Annotated in this window: 24 protein-coding genes and 1 pseudogene; 14 read left to right on the top strand and 11 right to left on the bottom strand. The window is 64.0% G+C overall.

Annotated elements, in window-relative coordinates; all coding sequences use genetic code 11:
- Positions 1–110: 110 nt before the first annotated feature.
- On the bottom strand, positions 111–821 hold the full coding sequence (gene deoD, locus FPZ08_RS15795) for a purine-nucleoside phosphorylase (protein WP_146290890.1): 711 nt from the start codon (positions 819–821) through the stop codon (positions 111–113).
- Between the two features lie 157 nt (positions 822–978).
- On the opposite strand from deoD, the gene FPZ08_RS15790 reads away from it, so the two are divergent.
- The 4 genes from FPZ08_RS15790 (at position 979) to FPZ08_RS15775 (ending at position 3707) form a co-directional block, all read left to right on the top strand.
- Positions 979–1431, top strand: coding sequence for an SRPBCC family protein (locus FPZ08_RS15790; protein WP_146290889.1), 453 nt, complete (start codon positions 979–981; stop codon positions 1429–1431).
- 65 nt (positions 1432–1496) lie between these two features.
- Positions 1497–2447 carry an N-acetyl-gamma-glutamyl-phosphate reductase gene (gene argC / locus FPZ08_RS15785; RefSeq protein ID WP_146290888.1) on the top strand — a complete coding sequence of 317 codons (951 nt, stop codon included), beginning with the start codon at positions 1497–1499 and terminating at the stop codon, positions 2445–2447.
- Positions 2448–2701: 254 nt separating this feature from the next.
- Entirely contained in the window at positions 2702–3307 is a 606-nt protein-coding gene (leuD, locus tag FPZ08_RS15780; RefSeq protein ID WP_146290887.1) for a 3-isopropylmalate dehydratase small subunit, read from the top strand.
- 10 nt (positions 3308–3317) lie between these two features.
- Positions 3318–3707: a RidA family protein gene (locus FPZ08_RS15775; RefSeq protein ID WP_146290886.1), complete on the top strand. Its 390-nt coding sequence runs from the start codon at positions 3318–3320 to the stop codon at positions 3705–3707.
- On the opposite strand, the gene FPZ08_RS15770 is transcribed toward FPZ08_RS15775, so the two are convergent.
- The 3 genes from FPZ08_RS15770 to FPZ08_RS15760 all read right to left on the bottom strand — a co-directional run bounded on the left by FPZ08_RS15770 (position 3708) and on the right by FPZ08_RS15760 (position 6293).
- The gene (locus FPZ08_RS15770) at positions 3708–4529 is read right to left on the bottom strand and encodes a GGDEF domain-containing protein (protein WP_146290885.1); all 822 of its coding nucleotides are present in this window, start codon (positions 4527–4529) and stop codon (positions 3708–3710) included. It lies immediately after the preceding gene.
- Positions 4529–4927 carry a hypothetical protein gene (locus FPZ08_RS15765; protein WP_146290884.1) on the bottom strand — a complete coding sequence of 133 codons (399 nt, stop codon included), beginning with the start codon at positions 4925–4927 and terminating at the stop codon, positions 4529–4531. The genes FPZ08_RS15770 and FPZ08_RS15765 overlap by 1 nt, the downstream gene beginning before the upstream one ends.
- 358 nt (positions 4928–5285) lie before the next feature.
- On the bottom strand, positions 5286–6293 hold the full coding sequence (locus tag FPZ08_RS15760; RefSeq protein ID WP_146290883.1) for an LLM class flavin-dependent oxidoreductase: 1008 nt from the start codon (positions 6291–6293) through the stop codon (positions 5286–5288).
- Positions 6294–6451: 158 nt separating this feature from the next.
- Between FPZ08_RS15760 and FPZ08_RS15755 the strand changes: the two genes are divergently transcribed.
- On the top strand, positions 6452–7012 hold the full coding sequence (locus FPZ08_RS15755) for a hypothetical protein (protein WP_146290882.1): 561 nt from the start codon (positions 6452–6454) through the stop codon (positions 7010–7012).
- Between the two features lie 136 nt (positions 7013–7148).
- Here the strand turns inward: FPZ08_RS15755 and FPZ08_RS15750 are convergent, their stop codons facing one another.
- Together FPZ08_RS15750 and FPZ08_RS15745 are read right to left on the bottom strand one after the other, a co-directional pair.
- Positions 7149–8339, bottom strand: coding sequence for a BaiN/RdsA family NAD(P)/FAD-dependent oxidoreductase (locus FPZ08_RS15750; RefSeq protein ID WP_146290881.1), 1191 nt, complete (start codon positions 8337–8339; stop codon positions 7149–7151).
- A 137-nt stretch (positions 8340–8476) separates the two neighbouring features.
- A complete protein-coding gene (locus FPZ08_RS15745; RefSeq protein WP_146290880.1) occupies positions 8477–9562 on the bottom strand; it encodes an outer membrane protein in 1086 nt (361 codons plus the stop codon).
- A 391-nt stretch (positions 9563–9953) separates the two neighbouring features.
- Here FPZ08_RS15745 and FPZ08_RS15740 point away from each other — a divergent pair, with 391 nt between their 5' ends.
- From FPZ08_RS15740 to FPZ08_RS15730, 3 genes are all read left to right on the top strand, one after another.
- Positions 9954–10994 carry an aspartate-semialdehyde dehydrogenase gene (locus tag FPZ08_RS15740; protein WP_146290879.1) on the top strand — a complete coding sequence of 347 codons (1041 nt, stop codon included), beginning with the start codon at positions 9954–9956 and terminating at the stop codon, positions 10992–10994.
- Positions 10995–11158: 164 nt separating this feature from the next.
- Positions 11159–12034: an EamA family transporter gene (locus tag FPZ08_RS15735; protein WP_146290878.1), complete on the top strand. Its 876-nt coding sequence runs from the start codon at positions 11159–11161 to the stop codon at positions 12032–12034.
- Positions 12034–12915 (top strand): EamA family transporter, encoded by an 882-nt coding sequence (locus tag FPZ08_RS15730; RefSeq protein ID WP_146290877.1) that lies wholly within the window; start codon positions 12034–12036, stop codon positions 12913–12915. The genes FPZ08_RS15735 and FPZ08_RS15730 overlap by 1 nt, the downstream gene beginning before the upstream one ends.
- Positions 12916–12925: 10 nt before the next feature.
- Here FPZ08_RS15730 and FPZ08_RS15725 read toward each other — a convergent pair whose 3' ends face one another.
- From FPZ08_RS15725 to FPZ08_RS15715, 3 genes are all read right to left on the bottom strand, one after another.
- On the bottom strand, positions 12926–13207 hold the full coding sequence (locus FPZ08_RS15725) for an EF-hand domain-containing protein (RefSeq protein ID WP_146290876.1): 282 nt from the start codon (positions 13205–13207) through the stop codon (positions 12926–12928).
- A 107-nt stretch (positions 13208–13314) separates the two neighbouring features.
- Complete coding sequence (locus FPZ08_RS15720) at positions 13315–13563, bottom strand: EF-hand domain-containing protein (protein WP_146290875.1); 249 nt, start codon at positions 13561–13563, stop codon at positions 13315–13317.
- 370 nt (positions 13564–13933) lie between these two features.
- Positions 13934–14575, bottom strand: a complete 642-nt coding sequence (locus FPZ08_RS15715; RefSeq protein WP_146290874.1) for a carbonic anhydrase — start codon at positions 14573–14575, stop codon at positions 13934–13936.
- Positions 14576–14646: 71 nt separating this feature from the next.
- Here FPZ08_RS15715 and FPZ08_RS15710 point away from each other — a divergent pair, with 71 nt between their 5' ends.
- Positions 14647–14853, top strand: coding sequence for a DUF1737 domain-containing protein (locus FPZ08_RS15710; RefSeq protein WP_146290873.1), 207 nt, complete (start codon positions 14647–14649; stop codon positions 14851–14853).
- A 207-nt stretch (positions 14854–15060) separates the two neighbouring features.
- Here the strand turns inward: FPZ08_RS15710 and FPZ08_RS15705 are convergent, their stop codons facing one another.
- On the bottom strand, positions 15061–15648 hold the full coding sequence (locus FPZ08_RS15705) for an NUDIX domain-containing protein (protein WP_146290872.1): 588 nt from the start codon (positions 15646–15648) through the stop codon (positions 15061–15063).
- 169 nt (positions 15649–15817) lie between these two features.
- On the opposite strand from FPZ08_RS15705, the gene FPZ08_RS15700 reads away from it, so the two are divergent.
- Entirely contained in the window at positions 15818–16288 is a 471-nt protein-coding gene (locus tag FPZ08_RS15700) for a hypothetical protein (RefSeq protein ID WP_146290871.1), read from the top strand.
- 65 nt (positions 16289–16353) lie between these two features.
- Here FPZ08_RS15700 and FPZ08_RS15695 read toward each other — a convergent pair.
- A pseudogene (locus FPZ08_RS15695) lies at positions 16354–16770 on the bottom strand (winged helix-turn-helix transcriptional regulator); the annotation flags it as partial.
- A gap of 68 nt (positions 16771–16838) precedes the next feature.
- On the opposite strand from FPZ08_RS15695, the gene FPZ08_RS15690 reads away from it, so the two are divergent.
- The 4 genes from FPZ08_RS15690 to FPZ08_RS15675 all read left to right on the top strand — a co-directional run bounded on the left by FPZ08_RS15690 (position 16839) and on the right by FPZ08_RS15675 (position 19454).
- On the top strand, positions 16839–17504 hold the full coding sequence (locus tag FPZ08_RS15690; protein ID WP_146290869.1) for an alpha/beta fold hydrolase: 666 nt from the start codon (positions 16839–16841) through the stop codon (positions 17502–17504).
- Positions 17505–17586: 82 nt separating this feature from the next.
- On the top strand, positions 17587–18498 hold the full coding sequence (locus FPZ08_RS15685) for an alpha/beta fold hydrolase (RefSeq protein WP_210246821.1): 912 nt from the start codon (positions 17587–17589) through the stop codon (positions 18496–18498).
- A gap of 109 nt (positions 18499–18607) precedes the next feature.
- A complete protein-coding gene (locus FPZ08_RS15680; RefSeq protein WP_146293232.1) occupies positions 18608–18961 on the top strand; it encodes an ArsR/SmtB family transcription factor in 354 nt (117 codons plus the stop codon).
- Positions 18951–19454 carry an SRPBCC family protein gene (locus FPZ08_RS15675; protein WP_146290867.1) on the top strand — a complete coding sequence of 168 codons (504 nt, stop codon included), beginning with the start codon at positions 18951–18953 and terminating at the stop codon, positions 19452–19454. The genes FPZ08_RS15680 and FPZ08_RS15675 overlap by 11 nt, the downstream gene beginning before the upstream one ends.
- Positions 19455–19456: the final 2 nt, after the last annotated feature.

Here is a 19456-nt window from a genome sequence, read left to right as displayed (position 1 = left end):
CGTCCTGAGCGTGTCGAAGGGCGAACCACGAGGTCGGGCTCCTCATATTGCCACGACCTCGTCCTTCGACAAGCTCAGGATGAGGTCTACTGAAGCGAGGGGTGGCGAACCTATGCCTCCACCGCCACATCCAGCGCCAGCGTCACCATTTCCTTGAGCGAGGTCTGGCGCTCATTGGCGTCGATTTCCTCGTGGGTGATCAGGCAATCGGTCATGGTGCAGATGGTCAGCGCCTTGACCCCGAACCGCGCTGCCAGCGTATAGAGCGCCGCCGCCTCCATTTCGACGCCGATCACGCCGTGGTCGGGCAGCTTGTCGTAACCGGCAAAGCCATCGGCATGATAGAAAATGTCCGAGCTCAGCATATTGCCGGCGTGATAGCGCATGCCCGCCGCTTCGGCCTTTTCCGCCGCCGCGCGCAGCAGGCCGAAATCGGCGATGGGGGCAAAGTTGTACGGCCCGAAGCGGTCGCGCACGATGGCGCTGTCGGTGGAAGCGGCCTGCGCCAGGATCAGGTCGCGCACCTTCACCCTGGCATTGAGCCCGCCGCAGGTGCCGACGCGGATCAGCGTCTTGAGCCCATAGGTATTGATCAGCTCATGCACATAGATCGACAGCGAGGGCTGGCCCATGCCCGTGGCCTGCACCGAGACGCGCTTGCCCTTCCATGTCCCGGTATAGCCCAGGCAATTGCGCACCGAATTGACCAGCTTGGCCTCGTCGAGGAAGGTCTCGGCAATCCACTTGGCGCGCAGCGGATCGCCCGGCAGCAGCACGGCATCGGCATAGTCGCCTTTGATAGCGTGGTTATGGGGGGTCATGGCGGCTCCTCGTTTTTGTCCACTTGGTCAAATCAATGCCATCGCACCGGCGGAACGGCAAGCGTCCGCGGGAACGACAACGTCCGGGGAACAGCAAGGTCCGCGGGAACGGCAAGCGCCGCGCCTCGTTTGCCTTCCAGATACAAGGAGGCCTCCCATGTCCGACACGGTCGAAGCCAAGGTCACCCATCGTTTCGCAGCCAGCCCCGAACGGGTCTATGACACGTTTCTCGATCCCGACAGGGTGCGCGACTGGCAGGCGGCGTGGCTCCGCCATGGCGGCATGGGCGGCGATGTCACGGCAAGCGAACTCAACCCAATCGTCGGTGGCACCTTCCTTTTCGCCGACAAGCGCGAGGATGGCGAGGCGCGCCATTGGGGCATGTTCCTCGATCTCGAGCGGCCGACCAGGATCGCCTTTACCTGGATTGTCGACGAGAGCGAGGAGGATGACCCTTCCGAGGTCACGCTGATCATCGAGCCGGAACCAGATGGTCCGGGCGCCGTGGCCACGCTTTATCACGCCATGGATGCGCAATGGGTCGACTATGTCCCGCAGACCGAAAAAGGCTGGCAAGCCATGCTCGAAGGCCTCGATTCGGTGCTTTAGCCGCTCCGGTCTTGACCCGGTCATGCCGGAGGTCCATTTACGCTGCCGCATCTGGAGATAGATCAATGGTCGCGAAGATTTTCATCGATGGCGAAGCTGGAACCACGGGTCTGCAGATCCGCGAACGCCTGGCCGGCCGGCGCGACCTCGAAGTGCTCTCCATATCGGCTGACAAGCGCAAGGATCAGGACGAGCGCAAGCGCCTGCTCAATGCGGCCGATATCGCCATCCTGTGCCTGCCCGACGATGCGGCCAGGGAAAGCGTCAGCCTGATCGACAACGGCACCACCCGCGTCATCGACGCTTCGACTGCGTTCCGCGTCGATCCGGACTGGGCCTATGGCTTTGCCGAAATGGACAAGGGGCAGTCCGACAAAATCGCCAATGCGCGCTTCGTCGCCAATCCCGGCTGCTGGCCGCAGGGGCTGATCGCCACGGTGCGGCCGCTGGTAGAAGTCGGGCTGCTGCCCGCCGACTTTGCCGTCACCTATAACGGCATTTCCGGCTATTCGGGCGGCGGGAAGCAGATGATTTCAGAATATGAGGCGGCCGGCAGCGCTGCCAGTCATTTCATGCCCTATGCGCTGACCTTCCAGCACAAGCACGTGCCGGAAATGACCAAATATACCGGCCTCGCGGGTGCGCCGCTTTTCGTGCCCACCGTCGGCGATTTCGCCCAGGGCATGACCACTTTCGTGCCGCTGCAACTCGGGCAACTGGCCAAGGTGCCCACGGGCCGCGACCTGCACGCCGCCATTGCCGATCACTTCGCCGGTATCAGGGACAGCTTCGTCACTGTCGCGCCCTATGAGGAGATCGCCAAGACGTCGGCACTGGATCCCGAGGCGCATAACGGCACCAATACGATGACGCTGCATGTCTTCGCCAATGATGCCCGTGCCCAGGCCGTGCTGGTGGCGGTCTACGACAATCTGGGCAAGGGCGCCTCCGGCGCCGCGGTGCAGAATCTCAACCTGATGCTGGGCGTGAGCGCGCGAGAGAGCCTGGCGGCCTAGTTCTTTTTCCCTTCTCCCCTTGAGGGAGAAGGTGTCCGAAGGGCGGATGAGGGGTTGGTCCCACGAGCGGTGAAGCATGGGATGGCGCAGCACCCCTCACCCTGACCTTCCGCTGAACGCGTCAGGTCGTCCCTCTCCCTCAAGGGGAGAGGGGAAGAGGGACCGGCACCCCGCCGAACGCTTTCGCCCTATCCCGACTTGACCGAAACCCCGCTTTCGCGCGATGAACCGCCCCAAAGCGAGGTTTTCCAGCCATGGACAAGTTCACCAGTCTGACCGGTGTCGCGGCGCCCCTGCCGATCATCAATATCGACACCGACATGATCATCCCCAAGCAGTACCTCAAGACCATCAAGCGGACGGGTCTGGGCACGGCGCTGTTTTCCGAGATGCGCTACAATGAGGACGGCACGGAGAATCCCGATTTCGTGCTGAACAAGCCCAGCTATCGCCAGGCCAGCATCATCGTGGCCGGCGACAATTTCGGCTGCGGTTCCTCCCGCGAGCATGCCCCCTGGGCCCTGCTCGATTTCGGCGTGCGCTGCGTCATCTCCACCAGCTTTGCCGATATTTTCTACAATAACTGCTTCAAGAACGGCATCCTGCCGGTCGTGGTCACGCCGGAGCAGCTCAAGCTGCTGCTCGACGATGCCGAGCGCGGCTCCAATGCCACGCTGACCGTCGATCTCGAAAGCCAGACCATCAAGGGGCCGGATGGCGGCACCATCCATTTCGATATCGACCCCAGCCGCAAGCAGATCCTGCTCGAAGGCCTCGACGATATCGCCGGCACGCTGAAATCCGATCCGTCCATCACCTCCTTCGAGGGCAAGATGGCCGCCGATCGCCCCTGGCTCTAAGAGGCAAACCATGGTCCAGCGCGTTTCCACCGGTTCGCCCTTCGAGGCGACCTTCGGCTATTCCCGTGCCGTCAGGCACGAGGATACGGTCTATGTCTCGGGCACGACGGGGTATGACTATGCCTCCATGACCATGCCCGACGATATCGGCCAGCAGGCAAGCAATGCGCTGGCTACCATCGACAAGGCCCTGCGCGAGGCCGGCTCGTCCATCCAGGACACGGTGCGCGTGGTCTATTATGTCGGTGATCGCAACGACGTGGATGCCGTGGTCAAGGCCGTCGGTCCGGTGTTCAAAGACATCCGCCCGGCGGCCTCGATGCTGATCGTGCAGATGATCGAGCCCGGCATGAAGATCGAGATCGAGGTCACCGCCCGCATCGGCGCGGCCAATTCCTGATCAGTCGCGCTGGCGCGAGCCCTGCCGGCGCTCGCCATGGGTCACCACTGCCGGCGGCAGTTCCGCATCGGGGTCCGAGACGCAGACCCGGTCGCGCCCGCCTTTCTTGGCCTCGTAAAGCGCCGCATCGGTGCGGCGCAGCAGGTCTGACAGGCTGTCCCCTTCCGTGAGCGCGGCGACACCGAAGCTGGCGCTGACCCGGCGGTCCGGTCCCAGATTGGCGATGGATATGCTGGAAAAGCCTGACCGCACGCCTTCGGCATAAAGCCGTGCCGTCGGCAGGTTGGTGCCCGGAATGAACACGGCAAATTCCTCCCCGCCCAGCCTTCCGATCACGGCGCGCTCATCGGCGGTCGCTCCCAGCATGTCGGCAAAGGCGCGGATCACCCGATCGCCGGCCTCGTGGCCATGGCTGTCATTGATGGCCTTGAAGTGATCGAGATCGGCCACGACCATGGCACCGGGCAGGCCGGCGCGCATCGTGGTGGCCAGCAAGCGGTCGGCCCGATCCTCGAAACCGCGCCGGTTGAGCAGGCCACTGAGCGTATCGGTTTCCGAACGTGCGGTGATTTCGGCCATGGCATCGCGCACGATGATCAGCAGCATGAGCAGGCCATTGGCGATCAGAAGCATGGCGCCCGAGCTCTGCGACAGGGCGGCATAAGTGGTGCCGATATAGGCCTGGGCGCTGTCGCCCGAGCCCAGCAGCACGGCCGCAAAGGGCTTGAGCAGAAATTGCAGGCTGGACACGCCGAACAGCACCGCCAGCCAGACATCGAGCACCTTGCGGCGCTTGAAGCGCAGCACCATCGCCAGGCACATCAGGGACGCGATGGCATAGGGCGCTGGTAGGCCAGGCCACGCAGGATGGAGTCGCGCGGCATGGAGATGGTCTGGCTGTTGACGAGCAGCGCGATGGCGACAAGGGCGCCCAGCGCGTACCAGGGCGGGGCGAGGCGATAGTGCCGCGCCAGCCCGACGACGATGAAGTTGGCGGCAAAAAGGTAGGCGGCGAAGATGCCGTACTGCACCAGCCAGGGCTCTTGCTGCAGCAGCAGGATGAGTTCGAGCAGCGGATTGAGCATGCCCACGCCATAGGCCAGCGCCAGCCAGCGCGCGCCGACTGATGAGCGCGCATAGGCCGCCACCACGCCGAACGCGGTGGCGAAGACCCCGGCGATGAAGAGATTGATTGCCAGAACGAAGGCAGCAGCGCTCATGGCCCAACCCGAAACGTCAACTACCGCAATGCTAGCGACAGGGGCGAAACGTGAGGTTAACGGGGCGAAATTGGGGGCGGTCGAACCACCGGACCTACCCTCTCCCCTTGAATCGAGCAGGGAGGGAGTGTTGAGCCCTCCATAACTTCAAATGCTCGCGGCACCTCCGACACCCCCACCCTCAATCCCTCCCCACAAGGGGGAGGGAAGTCTGTCCGGTGGATGTGAGACATGGAGTGAACCCTTGAAGGTGGTCCTTTCGCCTCCCTCCCCTTGATGGGGAGGGGACTGAGGGTGGGGTGACGGGAGCCACGGAGTCCAAAGTCACCCCACCCCAAAGAAAGAGACGACTGAAGGTTCAGCGCCCCGCCACCCCGAACGCCTCTGATATCAGCGCATAGCTGCGCCGCCGCAATTCGTAGCTGTGCATGGTCGTCGTGATCATCACCTCGTCAGCCGCGCAGCTCTCGGCCTTTTCGGCGATGGTGTCGCGCACCGTTTCGGGCGAGCCGACGATCCACAGCGTCGATTGATGGTCGATGACGCTTTGCTGCTGCGGCGTCAGCACGCGGGCATGGGCTTCCTCGGGGCTCATCAACTTGCGCTGCTCGCCCGTGGTGAACAGGGCCCAGCTCACCGCCTGTGAATGGCTGAGATACTGGGCCTCCTCATCGCTAGGCGCACAGACCACCGAGAGGCAGAGCATGGTTTTCGGCTTGGGAAAGGCTTCGGTTGCCTTGAAGCCATAGCGATAGGCTTCGAAGGCCGGGGCAGGGGGCGTGTGGCTGAAATGGGCGGCAAAGGCATAGCCCATGCCCAATTGCCCGGCCGCCTGGGCGCTGGCACCCGACGAGCCGAGCAGCCACATGGGCGGTAGCCTGATGCCACCCGGCGAAACCGGCACGCGCGAAAACGGGTGGTCCCGCGGAAAGCCATCCTCGTCGAAGGCCATCAGCTCGGCCAGATAGGCGGAAAATTCCTCGCCACCGCCGCTGCGCAAGGCGCGCATGGCATGGCCGTCGCCGCCCGGCGCACGGCCGATGCCGAGATCGATGCGACCGGGAAACAGCCCTTCGAGCGTGCGATAGGCTTCGGCAATGCGGAGCGGGGCATGGTTGAGCAGCATGACGCCGCCGGCGCCGACGCGGAGGTCTTTGGTGTGCGCGGCGGCGCTGCCGATGAGGATTTCCGGTACCGATGAGGCGATGGAGGGCATGCCGTGATGCTCGGCATACCACAGCCGCGTATAGCCCAGCCGGTCGGCTTCCTGCGCCAGCAAGATGGTCTCGGCCATGGCCTGGGCCGTCGTGGTGCCTTCGGCAATGGGGGCAAGGTCCTGCAGCGACAGGGCGAAGGGTGCGGCCATGGTCATATCCTTATTTGGCAATCGGGCTCTTCTATCGGCAAAATGCGATGAAAGCGAGAGGCCTGCGTTAGCATCCGGTTCATTACAATTTGACTCAAATCTTGCCGATTGGGTGCCCTGTCCGTTCAATCGAAGATTGACGGCAAGGAGCCAGCCCCATGCGCAGCCTGATTTCCCGACTGAGCCTTGTCCTGGCGCTGCTGCTCGCGGCCGCGCCGGCCGCTCAGGCCCAGTTCAATTTCCTGCCCGAGGTCCGTGCCGGCATTTCGGCGCGCGGCGTCGATGGCGGCGGCAACCTGCTCGATCCCAACCGCATCGGCGATGCCAATGTCGAATTGCTGTTCACCGCGCCCGACCTCAATGCCTGGACCGTCATCGGCGAGCTGCGGCCGCATCTGGGCGCGACGATGAGTTTCCGCGGGCAGGACAGCTATGGCTATGCCGGGTTGAGCTGGACTTTCCAGGCACCGATCCTGCCGGTCTTTGTCGAGGCCAGCGCCGGCGGGGTGGTGCGCAGTTCGATGTTCAATGCGCCGCAAAACGATCCGGCCCGCAATTTCGGCTGTGGCGTCGGGGTTCGCGTGGCCGGTAGCGTCGGCGTCAACCTGCCGCTGGGCGCGTCACTGATCGGCACGGTGGAACACCTGCCCGATTTCGGTGCGTGCGGACCGACCAGGGCCAATACCAATGTCGGGATGCGGCTGGGTTTCAGGTTTTAGAGGATACCCCCTCCTAACCTCCCCCTGATAGGGGGAGGAACAGATCGAGGTATTTGGCACGATCTTGCCTCACCCACCGGCCGGATTCCGCCCCCTATCAGGGGGAGGTTAGGGAGGGGGTACTCCGATCCCTCGTTTAAGCCACCTGTCCGGCAGCCCAGCCCGACGCCCAGGCCCATTGGAAATTATACCCGCCCAGCCAGCCGGTCACGTCAACCACTTCGCCAATGAAATAGAGCCCCGGCACATCCCGCGCCGCCATGGTTTTCGCATCGAGATCGCGCGTGTCGACCCCGCCCAGCGTCACCTCCGCCGTGCGATAGCCTTCTGAACCCACCGGCTTCAGCGTCCAGGCCTTCAGCATGGCCTCCACCACAGCCAGCTTCTTGTCGGAAAAATCCCCGATCATGCCGGGCAAGTCGAGCTCCTCGCCCAGCAATTGCGCCAGCTTTTTTGGCAGCACATTGCCCAGCACGGTCTGCACCTGCAGCTTGGGCGTCGCCTTGCGCGCGGCCCGCAGCATGTCGCCGGCATCGCGATGCGGCAGCAGGTCCACCGCAATGGCGTCGCCTTCGCGCCAATAGGACGAGATCTGCAGAATTGCCGGCCCACTGAGCCCGCGATGGGTGAAGAGCAAAGCCTCCTCGAATGCCGTCTTGCCGTGGCTGACGATGGCATCGGCAGCGATGCCGGACAGCGGTTTGAGCTTTTCCAGCGCCCCGGCCTCGAAGGTCAGCGGCACCAGAGCCGGGCGCGTCTCGGTCAGCCGCAGGCCGAATTGCGTCGCCAGCTGATAGCCCAGCCCGCTCGCCCCCATCTTGGGGATGGATTTGCCGCCGGTCGCGACGATCAGGCTTTCCGCCGTCACCGACGATGTCGAAAGCTGCACCGCAAAGCCGCTCTCGTCCCGGCTCACGGATTCAACGCTGGTTTCCAGCACCAGCGTTACCCCGGCCTTGCGCATTTCGCCCAGCAGCATGGTGATGATCTGCGTGGCCGGCCCGTCGCAGAACAATTGCCCCAGCGTCTTTTCGTGGAAGGCGATGCCGTGCTCGCGCACCAGCGCGATGAACATGTCGGGCGTGTAGCGGCTCAGGGCGGAGAGCGCGAAACGCGGATTGGCGCTCAGGAACCGGTCGCGACCCTTGTCCACGGTGGCGTTGATATTGGTGAAGTTGCAGCGCCCGCCGCCCGAGATGCGGATTTTCTCGCCGGCATATCTGGCGTGATCCACCAGCAGCACCGAGCGCCCACGCCGGCCTGTCTCGATCGCTGCCATCATGCCGGCAGCACCGGCACCCAGGATCACGACATCACAATGGGGCATGGCTGGTCCTGTTCATTGAGCGACCAAGAGTAGACCTCATCCTGAGCTTGTCGAAGGGCGAGGTCGTGGCGAGATCGTGCCACGCCTCGTGGTTCGACAGGCTCACCATGAGGCTGTTGGTGGCTTGATGCCCGCTCTTAGTCGAAGTGCCACACCGTGCCAATGGTCACCTTGGATGTGGTCGAGCCCGTAACCCCGGTCAGGCCCGGCGCGCCATCCATGCGGCCCAGCAGCAGGCCTTCGCCGCGCAGGGCGGTCTTGCCCCAGAGCGCATATTCCACGCCCCCACCGAAGGCATAGGCGCCTGTCGCCTCGACCATTCCCACGCCGGCAGCGGCATAGGCCAGCACGCCCGGCGTCGGCACCACGCCGATACGGGCCAAAGCCAGCGCATCCAGCCCGGCATCGCCCGATGTGTCGAAATTGGCCCCGAGCTGTACTTCGGCGCCGGCCCGCAGCATGTCGCCCAGCGCATGATTATAGCCGGCCAGGCCCCCCATTTCGAAGCGGCTCAGATGCCAGCCATGGCCGTAATCGTCGTAGAAGTTGAACTGCGGATCGGTCAGCCCGCCGATATTGATGCCGGCATAGAGCCCGGAAAAATCGGTCATCGGACCCGTATTGAATGTCGTCGCGGCCGGTCCGCCATCGAGCTGCCAGATCGCGCCCGATGTCACCCGCATCGCGGAGATAGCGGGAATGTCATTGCCATTGGGCGCCGGGCCGAGCTGGCCGATGCCGGCCGCTTCCAGCCGCATTGCCATGTTTGGTGTCACCATCACCTCGGCGCCCATGCCGGCTTCGAAGGCCCAGCCTTCGCCCATGCGGCCGGCGCCGCCCAGCAGGTAGAACAGCGTATTGTCGCCCGCGGCAAAGCCCAGCCGGGCCAGGGCCATGGCGCGCAGATAGGCCGAATTGGAAAAATCGGTGGCCACAGTGGCCTGCACTTCGGCGCCCAGCACCACGCCCGGCGCAACAGGCTGGTTCCAGCCCACCACGCCGCCGATTTCGGGCCGGATTTCCGCGCCCTGCATGTTGAAATTGTTCTTGCGCGCCGAGATCGGCCCCAGCAATACGCCGGCATAAAGCCCGTCAAAGGCGCTGGGCGCGGTGAATTCGGCAGTGAGGTCGGGGCTGAAATAGAGGGCATTGCTTTGCGCCGCCGCGCCGCCGGTCAGCGCCAGCAGACAAGCCAAAATACCCACACACACGCCAGCACGCATGACCAATCCCCCGTCTCGCGCATTTGCCGCGCGAAGACCTTCACAGCGCAATAATCTAAACCCTTAATGGCGTCTTAACATAGTCCTTGTTGCAATGGCGCATCACCGATGCCGGCGCCGTGGCAATTTCATTGACTCTTTCCTATTTGGGCGTATGAGAAGTCCTGCTTTTCAACCGAAGCAGTCATCCGATGCGCAGCTTTTTCGATAATGCGGACCTCGCAACCACCCGGCTTTTCGCCGGTGGCGTCGCTGTGTCGATGACCAAAACCACCAAAACCGCCTGACGCTTTTCCCCGGGTCGTCTCCCGACGGGGAGAGGCTCAAAGCACTGACCGCGATGCAAAGTCATCGCGCGGGGGCGGAAATGGCAAGGGACTGGAGTTCCAAAATGGGTTATCGCGTCGCTGTCGTCGGTGCCACAGGCAATGTGGGCCGGGAAGTTCTCAATATTCTGGCCGAACGCAAGTTCCCCGCCGACGAGGTGATCGCCCTCGCGTCCTCACGGTCGATCGGCCGGGAAATCTCCTATGGCGACAAGATATTGAAGGCCAAGAATCTCGACGATTTCGACTTCAAGGGCGTCGATTTCGCCATCATGTCGGCCGGCGGCTCCATTTCCAAGGACTGGGCGCCGCGCATCGCCGCGTCGGGCTGCATCGTCATCGATAATTCCAGCTATTGGCGCTACCATTCCGATGTGCCGCTGGTCGTGCCGGAAGTGAACGGGCAGGTGCTCGACCGTTGGCTGGCCGATCCCAAGCGCGGCAATATCATCGCCAATCCCAATTGTTCGACGGCCCAGCTCGTTGTGGCGCTCAAGCCCCTGCATGATGCGGCAACGATCAAGCGCATCGTGGTGTCGACCTATCAGTCGGTGTCGGGCGCCGGCAAGGAAGGCGTCGACGAGCTCTGGAACCAGACCAAGGGCATTTTCGTCAACGACAGCGCCACGCCGCAGAAGTTCCCCAAGCAGATCGCCTTCAACGTCATCCCGCATATCGATGTGTTCATGGAAGACGGCTACACCAAGGAAGAGTGGAAGGTGCTGGCCGAAACCAAGAAGATCCTCGATCCCAAGATCAAGGTAACCTGCACCGCCGTGCGGGTGCCGGTCTTCGTGGGTCATTCCGAAGCGGTCAATATCGAGTTCGAGAACCCGATTTCGGCCGATGAGGCGCGCGACGTGTTGCGCGAGGCGCCGGGCATTGCCGTCGTCGACAAGCGCGAACCGGGCGGCTATGCCACCCCGGTTGAGTCGGTGGGCGAATACGACACCTTCGTGTCCCGCATCCGCGAGGACAATACGGTCGAAAACGGCCTCGCCATCTGGGTTGTCTCCGACAATCTGCGCAAGGGCGCCGCGCTCAACACGATCCAGATCGCCGAAGAACTCATCGCCCGCGGGCTGAAGGCAAGGCTGGCGGCTTAGGCTTCGCACCAGACTGCCTCCCTCCCCCTTGTGGGGAGGGATTGAGGGTGGGGGTTCTTCCCTGGCATTGAGCTCGGGAACACCCCCACCCCAGCCCTCCCCACAAGGGGGAGGGAGCCAGATCGAGCGCTTGACGCGATCGCACTCCAAACTGCAAAGTTCCCATGCCCCTGCGCGACATAGCCCTGGCCCTTGGCGTCGTCCTCATCTGGGGTGTCAATTTCGTTGCCATCAAATGGGGCGTCGACGAGATTTCGCCCTTCCTGCTGACCGCATTGCGCTATCTCGGTTGTGCCCTGCCGGCCATCTTCTTCATCCGCAAGCCGCAGGTCGGCTGGGGCCTGCTCGTCGCCTATGGCATGACGGTGGGGGTGCTGCAATTCGGCTTCCTGTTCACCGCGATCGGGCTGGGCATGCCGGCCGGGCTGGCGAGTCTGGTCATGCAGATGCAGGTGTTTCTCACCATGGTGCTGGCCATGCTGCTGCTGGGCGAGCGGCCGACGGCGCTGCAACTGGGTGGCGCCGCCATTGCCCTTGTCGGGCTCGGCACGATCGCGGCCGAGCATATTGGCGGGGCCGTGCTGGTGCCGCTGCTGCTGACGCTGGTCGCGGCCGGGTTCTGGGCCATTTCCAACATTCTCACCAAGCAGGCCGGCAAGGTCGACATGCTGGGTTTCGTGGTCTGGGGGAGCCTGGTGCCACCCCTGCCCATGCTGGCTCTGTCGCTGCTGTTCGAGGGGCCGCAGTCCGTCGCCGCGCTGCTCAGCATCAGTCCGCAGGCCATCTTTTCGGTGCTGTTCATCGCCTATGGCTCGACGCTGATCGGCTACGGTGCCTGGGCGGTTTTGCTGGGCCGGCACAGAGCCAGCGTCATCGCGCCCTTCTCGTTGCTGGTGCCGGTGGTCGGCTTCGCCGCGGCCTTCGTCTTCCTGGGCGAACAGGTGAGCCTGCTCGAAGTGGCGGGTAGCCTGCTGATCTTTGCCGGGCTTGTGCTCAACGTGTTCGGGCCGCGCCTGCTGGCCCGGCTGCGGGTGGCCTGATGCCCCTGCGCCATGTCCTGCTCGCTTTGCTCGTCGTCGTCATCTGGGGCTTCAACTTCGTCATCATCAAGCTCAGCGTCGAGGCGCTACCGCCCATCCTGGCGGCCGGCCTGCGCTTCGTGGCGGCGGCCCTGCCGGCGGTGTTCTTCATCCGGCCGCCCAGGACGCAATGGTATTATGTGGTTGGGTTCGGGCTGGCCTTCGGCTTTGCGCTTTATGGCTTCCTCAACCTCGCCATTGCCTGGGGCATGTCGGCGGGGCTGAGTTCGCTTGTGCTGCAGACGCAGGCCTTCTTCACCATGGCCCTGGCCTTCCTGCTGCTGGGGGAACGGCCGAGCCGCTTCCAGGTCATCGGCGCGCTGATCGCCTTTGCCGGCATCGGCGTCATCGCGCTCGAGCGGCTGGCCGCCACCGCGCTCCTGCCGCTGGGCATGGTGCTGTTGGCGGCGTTGAGCTGGGGCATGGCCAATGTGCTGACCAAGAAGGCCGGCCGCGTCAATGCGCTGGCCTTTACCGTGTGGGGTTCGCTGGCGGCGCCGGTGCCGCTGATCGGCCTGTCCTTGCTGGTCGAGGGGCAACAGGCGGTGCTCGACGCGCTGGCCGGCTTCAGCTGGAGCGATGCCGGGCTGATCGCCTTCCTCGCCTATCCGGCAACGCTGCTGGGCGGCGGTATCTGGAGCTGGCTATTGGGCCGGCATCCGGCCTCGGTCGTGGCGCCCTTTACCCTGCTGGTGCCGATTACCGGCCTGCTGTCGGGCTATCTGGTGCTGGGCGAGACCATTACCTGGATCGAGATCGGCGGGGCGGTGCTGGTCATTGCCGGGCTGGTGGTCACGGTATTGCGCGGGCGGGCAGCCGAGCCGGTTGTCCGGCTCGACTGAGAGTGCATTCCTACTGGGCCGGCGCCATGGGCGCTTCCGGCATTTCCGGCGTGGCCGGCAGGGTGGCCGGCTGCAGCATATTGAGCTCGTCGGGGGTCAGGCCCCCGCTGGCATCGGCATCGGCGCTGTCGAACTCTTCCTGCGTCAGGTCGGTCCAGATCACCTGCAGCTCGGCAAAGCTCAGTTCGCCATTGGCGTCGGTATCGACGTCGGCAAAGCTGGTGGGTGTCTGGGCCAGGGCGGCCGTGGTGGCCAGACCGAGAACGGCCAGGCTCAGGACAAGTTTGTGCATGGGATAACTCCACTGGAGGGCCGCCAGGAGCGGCCGGGTATAAAGAAGCCACCCCAGGGAGGCATGGGGTGGCTTCATTGGGCGCCCAGGAACTGGGCGTTAGCGGCTTAGTTCGCCGGGGCGGCCGTAGCGGCGACCAGCGCGTCATACTCTTCAGCCGACAGATCGCCATTGGCGTCGGTGTCAGCGGCCGTGAAGGCCTCTTCGGTCAGGTCAGGCCAGGCAACCTGGGCTTCGGCCAGCGACACACCGCCGCTCGCATCGGTATCGACCGAAGCGAAATCGGTAGCAGCCTGGGCGAACGCAGCGGTCGAAAGGCCAAGAACGACGAGGGACGAAATGATGATCTTCTTCATGGGAGGAAAGCTCCAATGTTGGGGAGAAAAACGGTGACCGGTTAGCCAGTCTCCGACGAGCCGCTCTCCTGCGGCCCGTGGGACAGACATTGCTGGTCCATCATGGCCCTCGCGGGTCGGCTCCTTGGCCGGGCTGGATCGATGTCGGGGCATTTTCCGGGCAGGGCGAACCCCCCGGTTTCCGGGCCTTTCAAGAAGAAAAGCCGGGCCTGCACGCCGCTTGAGTGCATATCATTTACCGTATCCGTTCACGATTACGGCAGGGCCGGTACAGATTCCCGGCAAAAAAGAGGCGATTGATCACGGCGAAGTGATCAACCCTCCATGGCCCGCGTCAGGCCGGCTGAAATCGGCGGAAAGACTGGGGCGCTCAGATATTGGGGCGCTGGAAATCGCCGCTCTTGGCGTCCATGATCCACAGCTCGCCGGTCGAAATGTCGAACCAGGCGCCGTGCAGCAGGAGCTTCCCCGCCTTTTCCAGCTCAGCGATATAGGGGAAGGTGCGCAGGTTGCGCAGCGAGTTGCGAATCGAGATGCGCTCGAGTGCGGTCTGGCGCTCGGCCTGCGTCATCAGGCCGTTCTTGCCGAGCTGGCCGGGCAGTTCGCCTAGCATGGCCATCCACTTGCCGATGAAGTCGCCGGCGTCGAGCGGGGCCTGGTTGGGGGCCAGGGCCGCCTTGATGCCACCGCAGCGGCCATGGCCCATGACCACGATATTCTCGATGGCCAGCGCCTTGACGGCGAATTCGATGCCGGCCGAGGTGCCGTGCTGGCCGCCATCGGGCTGGTAGGTCGGCACCAGGTTGGCCACGTTGCGTAGCACGAAGAGTTCGCCGGGACCGGAATCGAAGATCATCTCCGGCGCCGCGCGGCTGTCGCAGCAGGCAATGATCATGGTGGATGGGTTCTGGCCTTCGCTGGCCAGGTCCCGGATCCGGTCCTTTTCGCGCATATAGCGGCCCGCCATGAAGTTGGCGTGACCCTGAAGCAGGTGTTCGGGAAAGGTGTGCATGGTTTTTCGATTAGCGCTAAGCTCGATCGAGATCAACTGTTTGCGCATCCCGGCGCATATTGGGGCCCTGCATGCTTATCTATCGTTTCCTGACCGGCGAGGATGATTCCAGCTTCTGCCACAAGGTCACCAAGGCCCTGAGCGAAGGCTGGCAGCTCTATGGCTCCCCCACCTATGCCTATGATGCCGTGTCCAAGAAAATGAAGGCCGGCCAGGCCGTCACCCGCAACGCCAAGGACCAGCCCTACGACCCCGACCGCAAGCTGGTGGACTACTAGCCTATCCGTTTCGCAAAGGGGCTTGATGCTCGCCCGCCCACCGGACCACCCCTCGCCCCTTGCGGGAGAGGGTGGTTTTCTGCGTTCAGCAGAAAACCGGGTGAGGGGTCTGCGCTTGCCCATGCTTCAATGTAGTGGGCAGCCCGGCGCCCCCCTCATCCGCCCTTCGGGCACCTTCTCCCTCAAGGGGAGAAGGGGAGGTGGTGGCTAAACCCCATCCCCCGCCGCCAGCCTGAGCGCCAGCGCCTGCAGCATCATTATCGTCTTGGCATCGCTGATCATGCCGCTGCCCACCATGGCCAGCGCTTCGTCCAGTCCCAGTTCGAGCACTTCGATATCCTCGCCCTCTTCGGTCAGGCCCCCGCCGGCACTCACCTGCCGGCCTGGCGTGTAGCGGCCCAGGAAGCAGGCGCATTTCTCGGTCAGCGAACCGGGGCTCATATAGGCGTCGAACAGGAAGATCATGGATTCCGGCTCATAGCCGGTTTCCTCCACGGCCTCGCGCCGGGCGGCAATTTCGATATCCTCGCCATCGGTCAGGCCCGCCGGGGCCTCGATCAGCCAGGCCGGATCGCCATTGAGATGGGCGGGCAGGCGGAACTGGCGCGTCAGGATCAGCGTGTGGGTGGCCGGGGCATAGAGCAGCACCGCGGCGGCGCTGCCATGGTCATAGACCTCGCGCTGCACGGTTTGCCGCGTGCCGTCGCGGCGGGCGTGGTCCACCTCGTAGCGGTCCAGCTTGCCCCAGCCATGCGCCAGCGGGGTGGTGCTCAGTATCGTCACGCGGTCGGTCATGCGGGCTCCTTATCGGTCCGTCTTCTGCCCCAAAGCGCCGCTCCCGACCAGCCCGCAATCCTGAATGCCAGCTAAACGCGCAGTTCACGCCGGAGTGAAGTGGGGCTCGCTAGAAGGCGCCCCATCAGCGGCGACCACAACGGCGCCGCACGCTTCAAGGGAATAAATCATGTCCAACAAGACTTTCGCCATTGCCTTTGCCATCGCCTCGTTTGCCGGCCTCGCTGCCGCCATCCCGGCCCAGGCCGCCACCCGCGCGGTCGATATCCATGCCGAGCTGTTCGCCAACCGCTGTATCGCCCAGGGCGGCATGGTGACCGCCGCCAGCCCCTCGGTGGCCTGCCAGACGCCCGACACGGTCATCGTCTGCAGTTTCGTGACGCTCAACCGCGCCCATTGCCAGTGGCCGGGCATTGAAGGCCAGGTCGCGGTCAACCGCATCATCGGCATGCAGCCCGCCCATTCGGTCGGCGGCGGCGCCGGCGGCCCGGTCAAGAAGGGCGGCGGCATCGATCTGCCCGACCTGCCGCTCGACAATGGCGGTGGTGGCGGTGGCATCGATCTGCCGGATCTGCCGTTCGACAATGGCGGCGGCGGTGGCGGTATCGACCTGCCCGATTTGCCGCTCAACAACGGCTAAGCCAGGCCCCCCATCGCATCATGCTGCCCTCGGATACATCCGGGGGCAGTTTTGTTCTATGCCTGTCCCAGATGCACTTCCCGCAATGCCACCATCTGCCGCTCCACCGCATCGGGTCCGCCGCGGTCGCGCGCTTCGCCCGTGGCCGCCAGCGCCGGGTCGACCGGCATGTATTTGCGGCTCCAGCGGCTGATCTGGGCGATAACAGGCAGCAGGTCGATCCCCTTCTCGGTCAGCGAATAGATGGCCTTGAGGCGATGAGCCGGGTCGTCCGCCTTGCTGAGAATGCCCGCCGCCACCAGCATGGACAGCCGGTTGGCCAGGATATTGCTGGAAATGCCTTCATCCGAGGCCAGGAATTCGCGGTAATGGCGTTTGCCGGCGAACATCATGTCGCGGATGATCAGCAGGGACCATCTGTCCCCGAAAACTTCCAGGCCCAGATTGATGGGGCAGCCGGAGCGATAGGTGTGATCGGTCATGGCTTGACTCTAGGCGCAATGCTTGCGAAAAGCAATCACTTGCATTTTGCAATCATAAGGAGGAGCCAATGTCGACCTTTGTCATCGTACACGGCGCGTGGGCGGGCAGTTGGGGTTGGGACCCGGTGGCCGAATTGCTGCGGGCCAGCGGACACCGCGTGCATGTGCCGACGCTGAGCGGCCTGGGCGAGCGCTCGCACCTGGCCCATCTGCCGATCGACCTGACCACCCATATCGACGACATCATCAACGAGATGGTCTGGCACGAGCTCGATGATGTCGTGCTGGTGGCCCATTCCTATGGCGGCTTTGTCGCCACCGGCGTCGTCGAGCGCGCCGCCGACCGGATCGCCTCGATCGTCTATCTCGACGCCTTCATCCCCGAAGATGGCCAGTCCTTCGCGGACATTATCGGCGAGAAGCTCACCGGTCCTGTCGTGTCGGTCCCCGAGATCGGCGGCAACGAATATCCCACCGAGGCCGAGCGCGATCGCGTCGCCGCGCTTGTCACGGCCCAGCCCACCGGCACCTTCACCGAACGCCTCAAGCATAGCGGGGCCTATCGCCAGGTCGCGCGCAAGACCTACATTCTGGCCACTGGCTGGGAGGGGTTCCAGCAGGTCGCATCGCCCTTGCGGGACGATCCGGCCTGGACGGTGCATGAACTGCCCTGCGGTCACGACGTGCCCCTGCTCATGCCGGACGAACTGGCGGCTTTGCTGGAACAGGCGTGAGGGGTTTGGCCGGATAATTTACCGGGCGTGTCGATTTCTCTTCCCGCTGCTCGTCGTCAAGGCAGAGAAGAGGAGACTTCCCATGCTGAGACGCACCTTCCTGTCCCTGACCGCCGCGCTGGCCCCGCTCATGGCGCTGCCCGCATTCGCCCAGCAATCCGACCAACCCGCTCCAGGAGCCGCCATGTTGCCCGCCCCGTCGAAATCCGGCTACGCCCCCGTCAACGGCGTCGAAGTCTATTACGCCGTCTATGGCGAGGGCGATCCGCTGGTCCTGCTGCATGGGGGCCTGGCCAATATCGACATGTTCGGACCCAATGTCGCCCTGCTGGCGCAAGGCCGTCAGGTCATCGCCATCGACCTGCAGGGCCATGGCCACACTTTGCCCTTCGATCGCCCGATGACCTACGAGGCCATGGCCGACGATGTGGCCGGCGTCATCGAGTATCTCGGCTTCGAGAAGGCCGACATCATGGGCTATTCGCTGGGCGGCGGTACGGCCCTGCGCGTGGCGATCCAGCATCCCGACCTGGTGGACCGGCTGGTCGTCGTCTCCGCCCCCTATGCCTGGGCGGGCTGGCACGACTACAACCAGCAGGGCATGCGCTCGATGACGCCCGACATGGCCGAGGGGATGAAGGGCACGCCGCTCTACGAATCCTACGCGGCGGTCGCACCCGACGTGAACAATTTCCCGACCCTGATCGAGCAGGTCACGGCCATGATGATGCATGATTTCGATTGGGCCGCCGAGGTCCGGGAAATCACGGCGCCGACGCTGCTCATGGTCGCCGACTGGGACGCCGTGCGCACCAGCCATGTCGCCAGCTTCTTCGAATTGCTGGGCGGCGGGTTGCAGGACGCGTTGTGGGACGGCTCGGGCATGAATGCCAATCGCCTGGCCATCATCCCCAATGCCACTCATTACAATATCTTCAACGATACCCGTCCCGGCGAAACCGCCATCGCCTTCCTCGACGCCCCGGCACAATAGGCCGGTCGCGATGCAGCAAAAAGCCCGGCAATGCCGGGCTTTTCTTTGGCGATCGGCAAACCCTCGCCACCCCTTGCCTGGAACGGGCAATCTCCATATAGTGAACCACATGGTTCAGCTTCATCAAGCCCGCTTTGATACATCATTTGCCGCGCTTTCGGATGCCACGAGGCGTGGCGTGCTCGAACAGCTCGGCCGCTCCGACGCCTCGATCACCGATCTCGCCGAGACGTTCCGCATGACCCTGACGGGCATGAAGAAGCATATCAGCGTCCTCGAAAAGGCGGGGCTGGTCACGTCGGAAAAGGTCGGGCGCGTGCGCACCTGCCGCCTCGGCATCAGCCGCCTCGAGCAGGAGGCGGAATGGATCGAGCAATACCGCCAGCTCTGGGATGCCCGGTTCGACCGGCTGGACATGGTTGTCGAAGAACTCAAAAACAGGGAGAAGAGCGATGGGCGATAGGCAGGAGAATGTGCCGGTCAACGGCCGCACCGTGGTGAAGCGGATATCCGAGCGCGAGATCGCGGCGACGCGCATCTTCGATGCTCCGGCCCGGATCGTGTTCGAGGCCTGGACCGATCCCGAGCTGTTCGCGCGCTGGTGGGTACCCAAATCCCTGGGCGTGCCGCTGCGCTCCTGCGAGATGGATGTGCGCACCGGGGGCACCTATCGCCTCGAATTCGGCAAGGACGCCGAAAACAGCTGGGCCTTTTTCGGCAAATATATCGACGTGGTGCCGCCGACACGGATCGTCTGGACCAATGACGAAGGCGAGAACGGCGCCATTTCCACGGTGACCTTCGTGGAACAGGACGGCAAGACGCTGCTGACCTTCAGCGAAGTCTATCCCAGCAAGCAGGCGCTCGATGAATCCCTGGGCGGGATGGACGGCGCGCCCGAACAGTTCGAGCAGCTCGACGAACTGCTCGCCACCCTCGGCGCCGGCCGTGCGTGAGG

The sequence above is a fragment of the Devosia ginsengisoli genome, from assembly GCF_007859655.1.
Classification (GTDB): Bacteria; Pseudomonadota; Alphaproteobacteria; order Rhizobiales; family Devosiaceae; genus Devosia; species Devosia ginsengisoli.
The sequence above is the reverse complement of the archived record's forward strand: the minus strand, read 5'-3'. Positions and strand labels throughout refer to the sequence as shown.

Coding starts and splice junctions, on each gene's coding strand:
- FPZ08_RS15745 (WP_146290880.1), bottom strand. CDS start 9,562: ATGCGTGCTGGCGTGTGTGTGGGTATTTTGGCTTGTCTGCTGGCGCTG.
- FPZ08_RS15725 (WP_146290876.1), bottom strand. CDS start 13,207: ATGCACAAACTTGTCCTGAGCCTGGCCGTTCTCGGTCTGGCCACCACG.
- deoD (WP_146290890.1), bottom strand. CDS start 821: ATGACCCCCCATAACCACGCTATCAAAGGCGACTATGCCGATGCCGTG.
- FPZ08_RS15735 (WP_146290878.1), top strand. CDS start 11,159: ATGCCCCTGCGCGACATAGCCCTGGCCCTTGGCGTCGTCCTCATCTGG.
- leuD (WP_146290887.1), top strand. CDS start 2,702: ATGGACAAGTTCACCAGTCTGACCGGTGTCGCGGCGCCCCTGCCGATC.
- argC (WP_146290888.1), top strand. CDS start 1,497: ATGGTCGCGAAGATTTTCATCGATGGCGAAGCTGGAACCACGGGTCTG.
- FPZ08_RS15730 (WP_146290877.1), top strand. CDS start 12,034: ATGCCCCTGCGCCATGTCCTGCTCGCTTTGCTCGTCGTCGTCATCTGG.
- FPZ08_RS15690 (WP_146290869.1), top strand. CDS start 16,839: ATGTCGACCTTTGTCATCGTACACGGCGCGTGGGCGGGCAGTTGGGGT.
- FPZ08_RS15685 (WP_210246821.1), top strand. CDS start 17,587: ATGCTGAGACGCACCTTCCTGTCCCTGACCGCCGCGCTGGCCCCGCTC.
- FPZ08_RS15755 (WP_146290882.1), top strand. CDS start 6,452: ATGCGCAGCCTGATTTCCCGACTGAGCCTTGTCCTGGCGCTGCTGCTC.
- FPZ08_RS15740 (WP_146290879.1), top strand. CDS start 9,954: ATGGGTTATCGCGTCGCTGTCGTCGGTGCCACAGGCAATGTGGGCCGG.
- FPZ08_RS15790 (WP_146290889.1), top strand. CDS start 979: ATGTCCGACACGGTCGAAGCCAAGGTCACCCATCGTTTCGCAGCCAGC.
- FPZ08_RS15675 (WP_146290867.1), top strand. CDS start 18,951: ATGGGCGATAGGCAGGAGAATGTGCCGGTCAACGGCCGCACCGTGGTG.
- FPZ08_RS15705 (WP_146290872.1), bottom strand. CDS start 15,648: ATGACCGACCGCGTGACGATACTGAGCACCACCCCGCTGGCGCATGGC.
- FPZ08_RS15775 (WP_146290886.1), top strand. CDS start 3,318: ATGGTCCAGCGCGTTTCCACCGGTTCGCCCTTCGAGGCGACCTTCGGC.
- FPZ08_RS15700 (WP_146290871.1), top strand. CDS start 15,818: ATGTCCAACAAGACTTTCGCCATTGCCTTTGCCATCGCCTCGTTTGCC.
- FPZ08_RS15760 (WP_146290883.1), bottom strand. CDS start 6,293: ATGGCCGCACCCTTCGCCCTGTCGCTGCAGGACCTTGCCCCCATTGCC.
- FPZ08_RS15750 (WP_146290881.1), bottom strand. CDS start 8,339: ATGCCCCATTGTGATGTCGTGATCCTGGGTGCCGGTGCTGCCGGCATG.
- FPZ08_RS15710 (WP_146290873.1), top strand. CDS start 14,647: ATGCTTATCTATCGTTTCCTGACCGGCGAGGATGATTCCAGCTTCTGC.
- FPZ08_RS15680 (WP_146293232.1), top strand. CDS start 18,608: ATGGTTCAGCTTCATCAAGCCCGCTTTGATACATCATTTGCCGCGCTT.
- FPZ08_RS15770 (WP_146290885.1), bottom strand. CDS start 4,529: ATGTGCCTGGCGATGGTGCTGCGCTTCAAGCGCCGCAAGGTGCTCGAT.
- FPZ08_RS15765 (WP_146290884.1), bottom strand. CDS start 4,927: ATGAGCGCTGCTGCCTTCGTTCTGGCAATCAATCTCTTCATCGCCGGG.
- FPZ08_RS15715 (WP_146290874.1), bottom strand. CDS start 14,575: ATGCACACCTTTCCCGAACACCTGCTTCAGGGTCACGCCAACTTCATG.
- FPZ08_RS15720 (WP_146290875.1), bottom strand. CDS start 13,563: ATGAAGAAGATCATCATTTCGTCCCTCGTCGTTCTTGGCCTTTCGACC.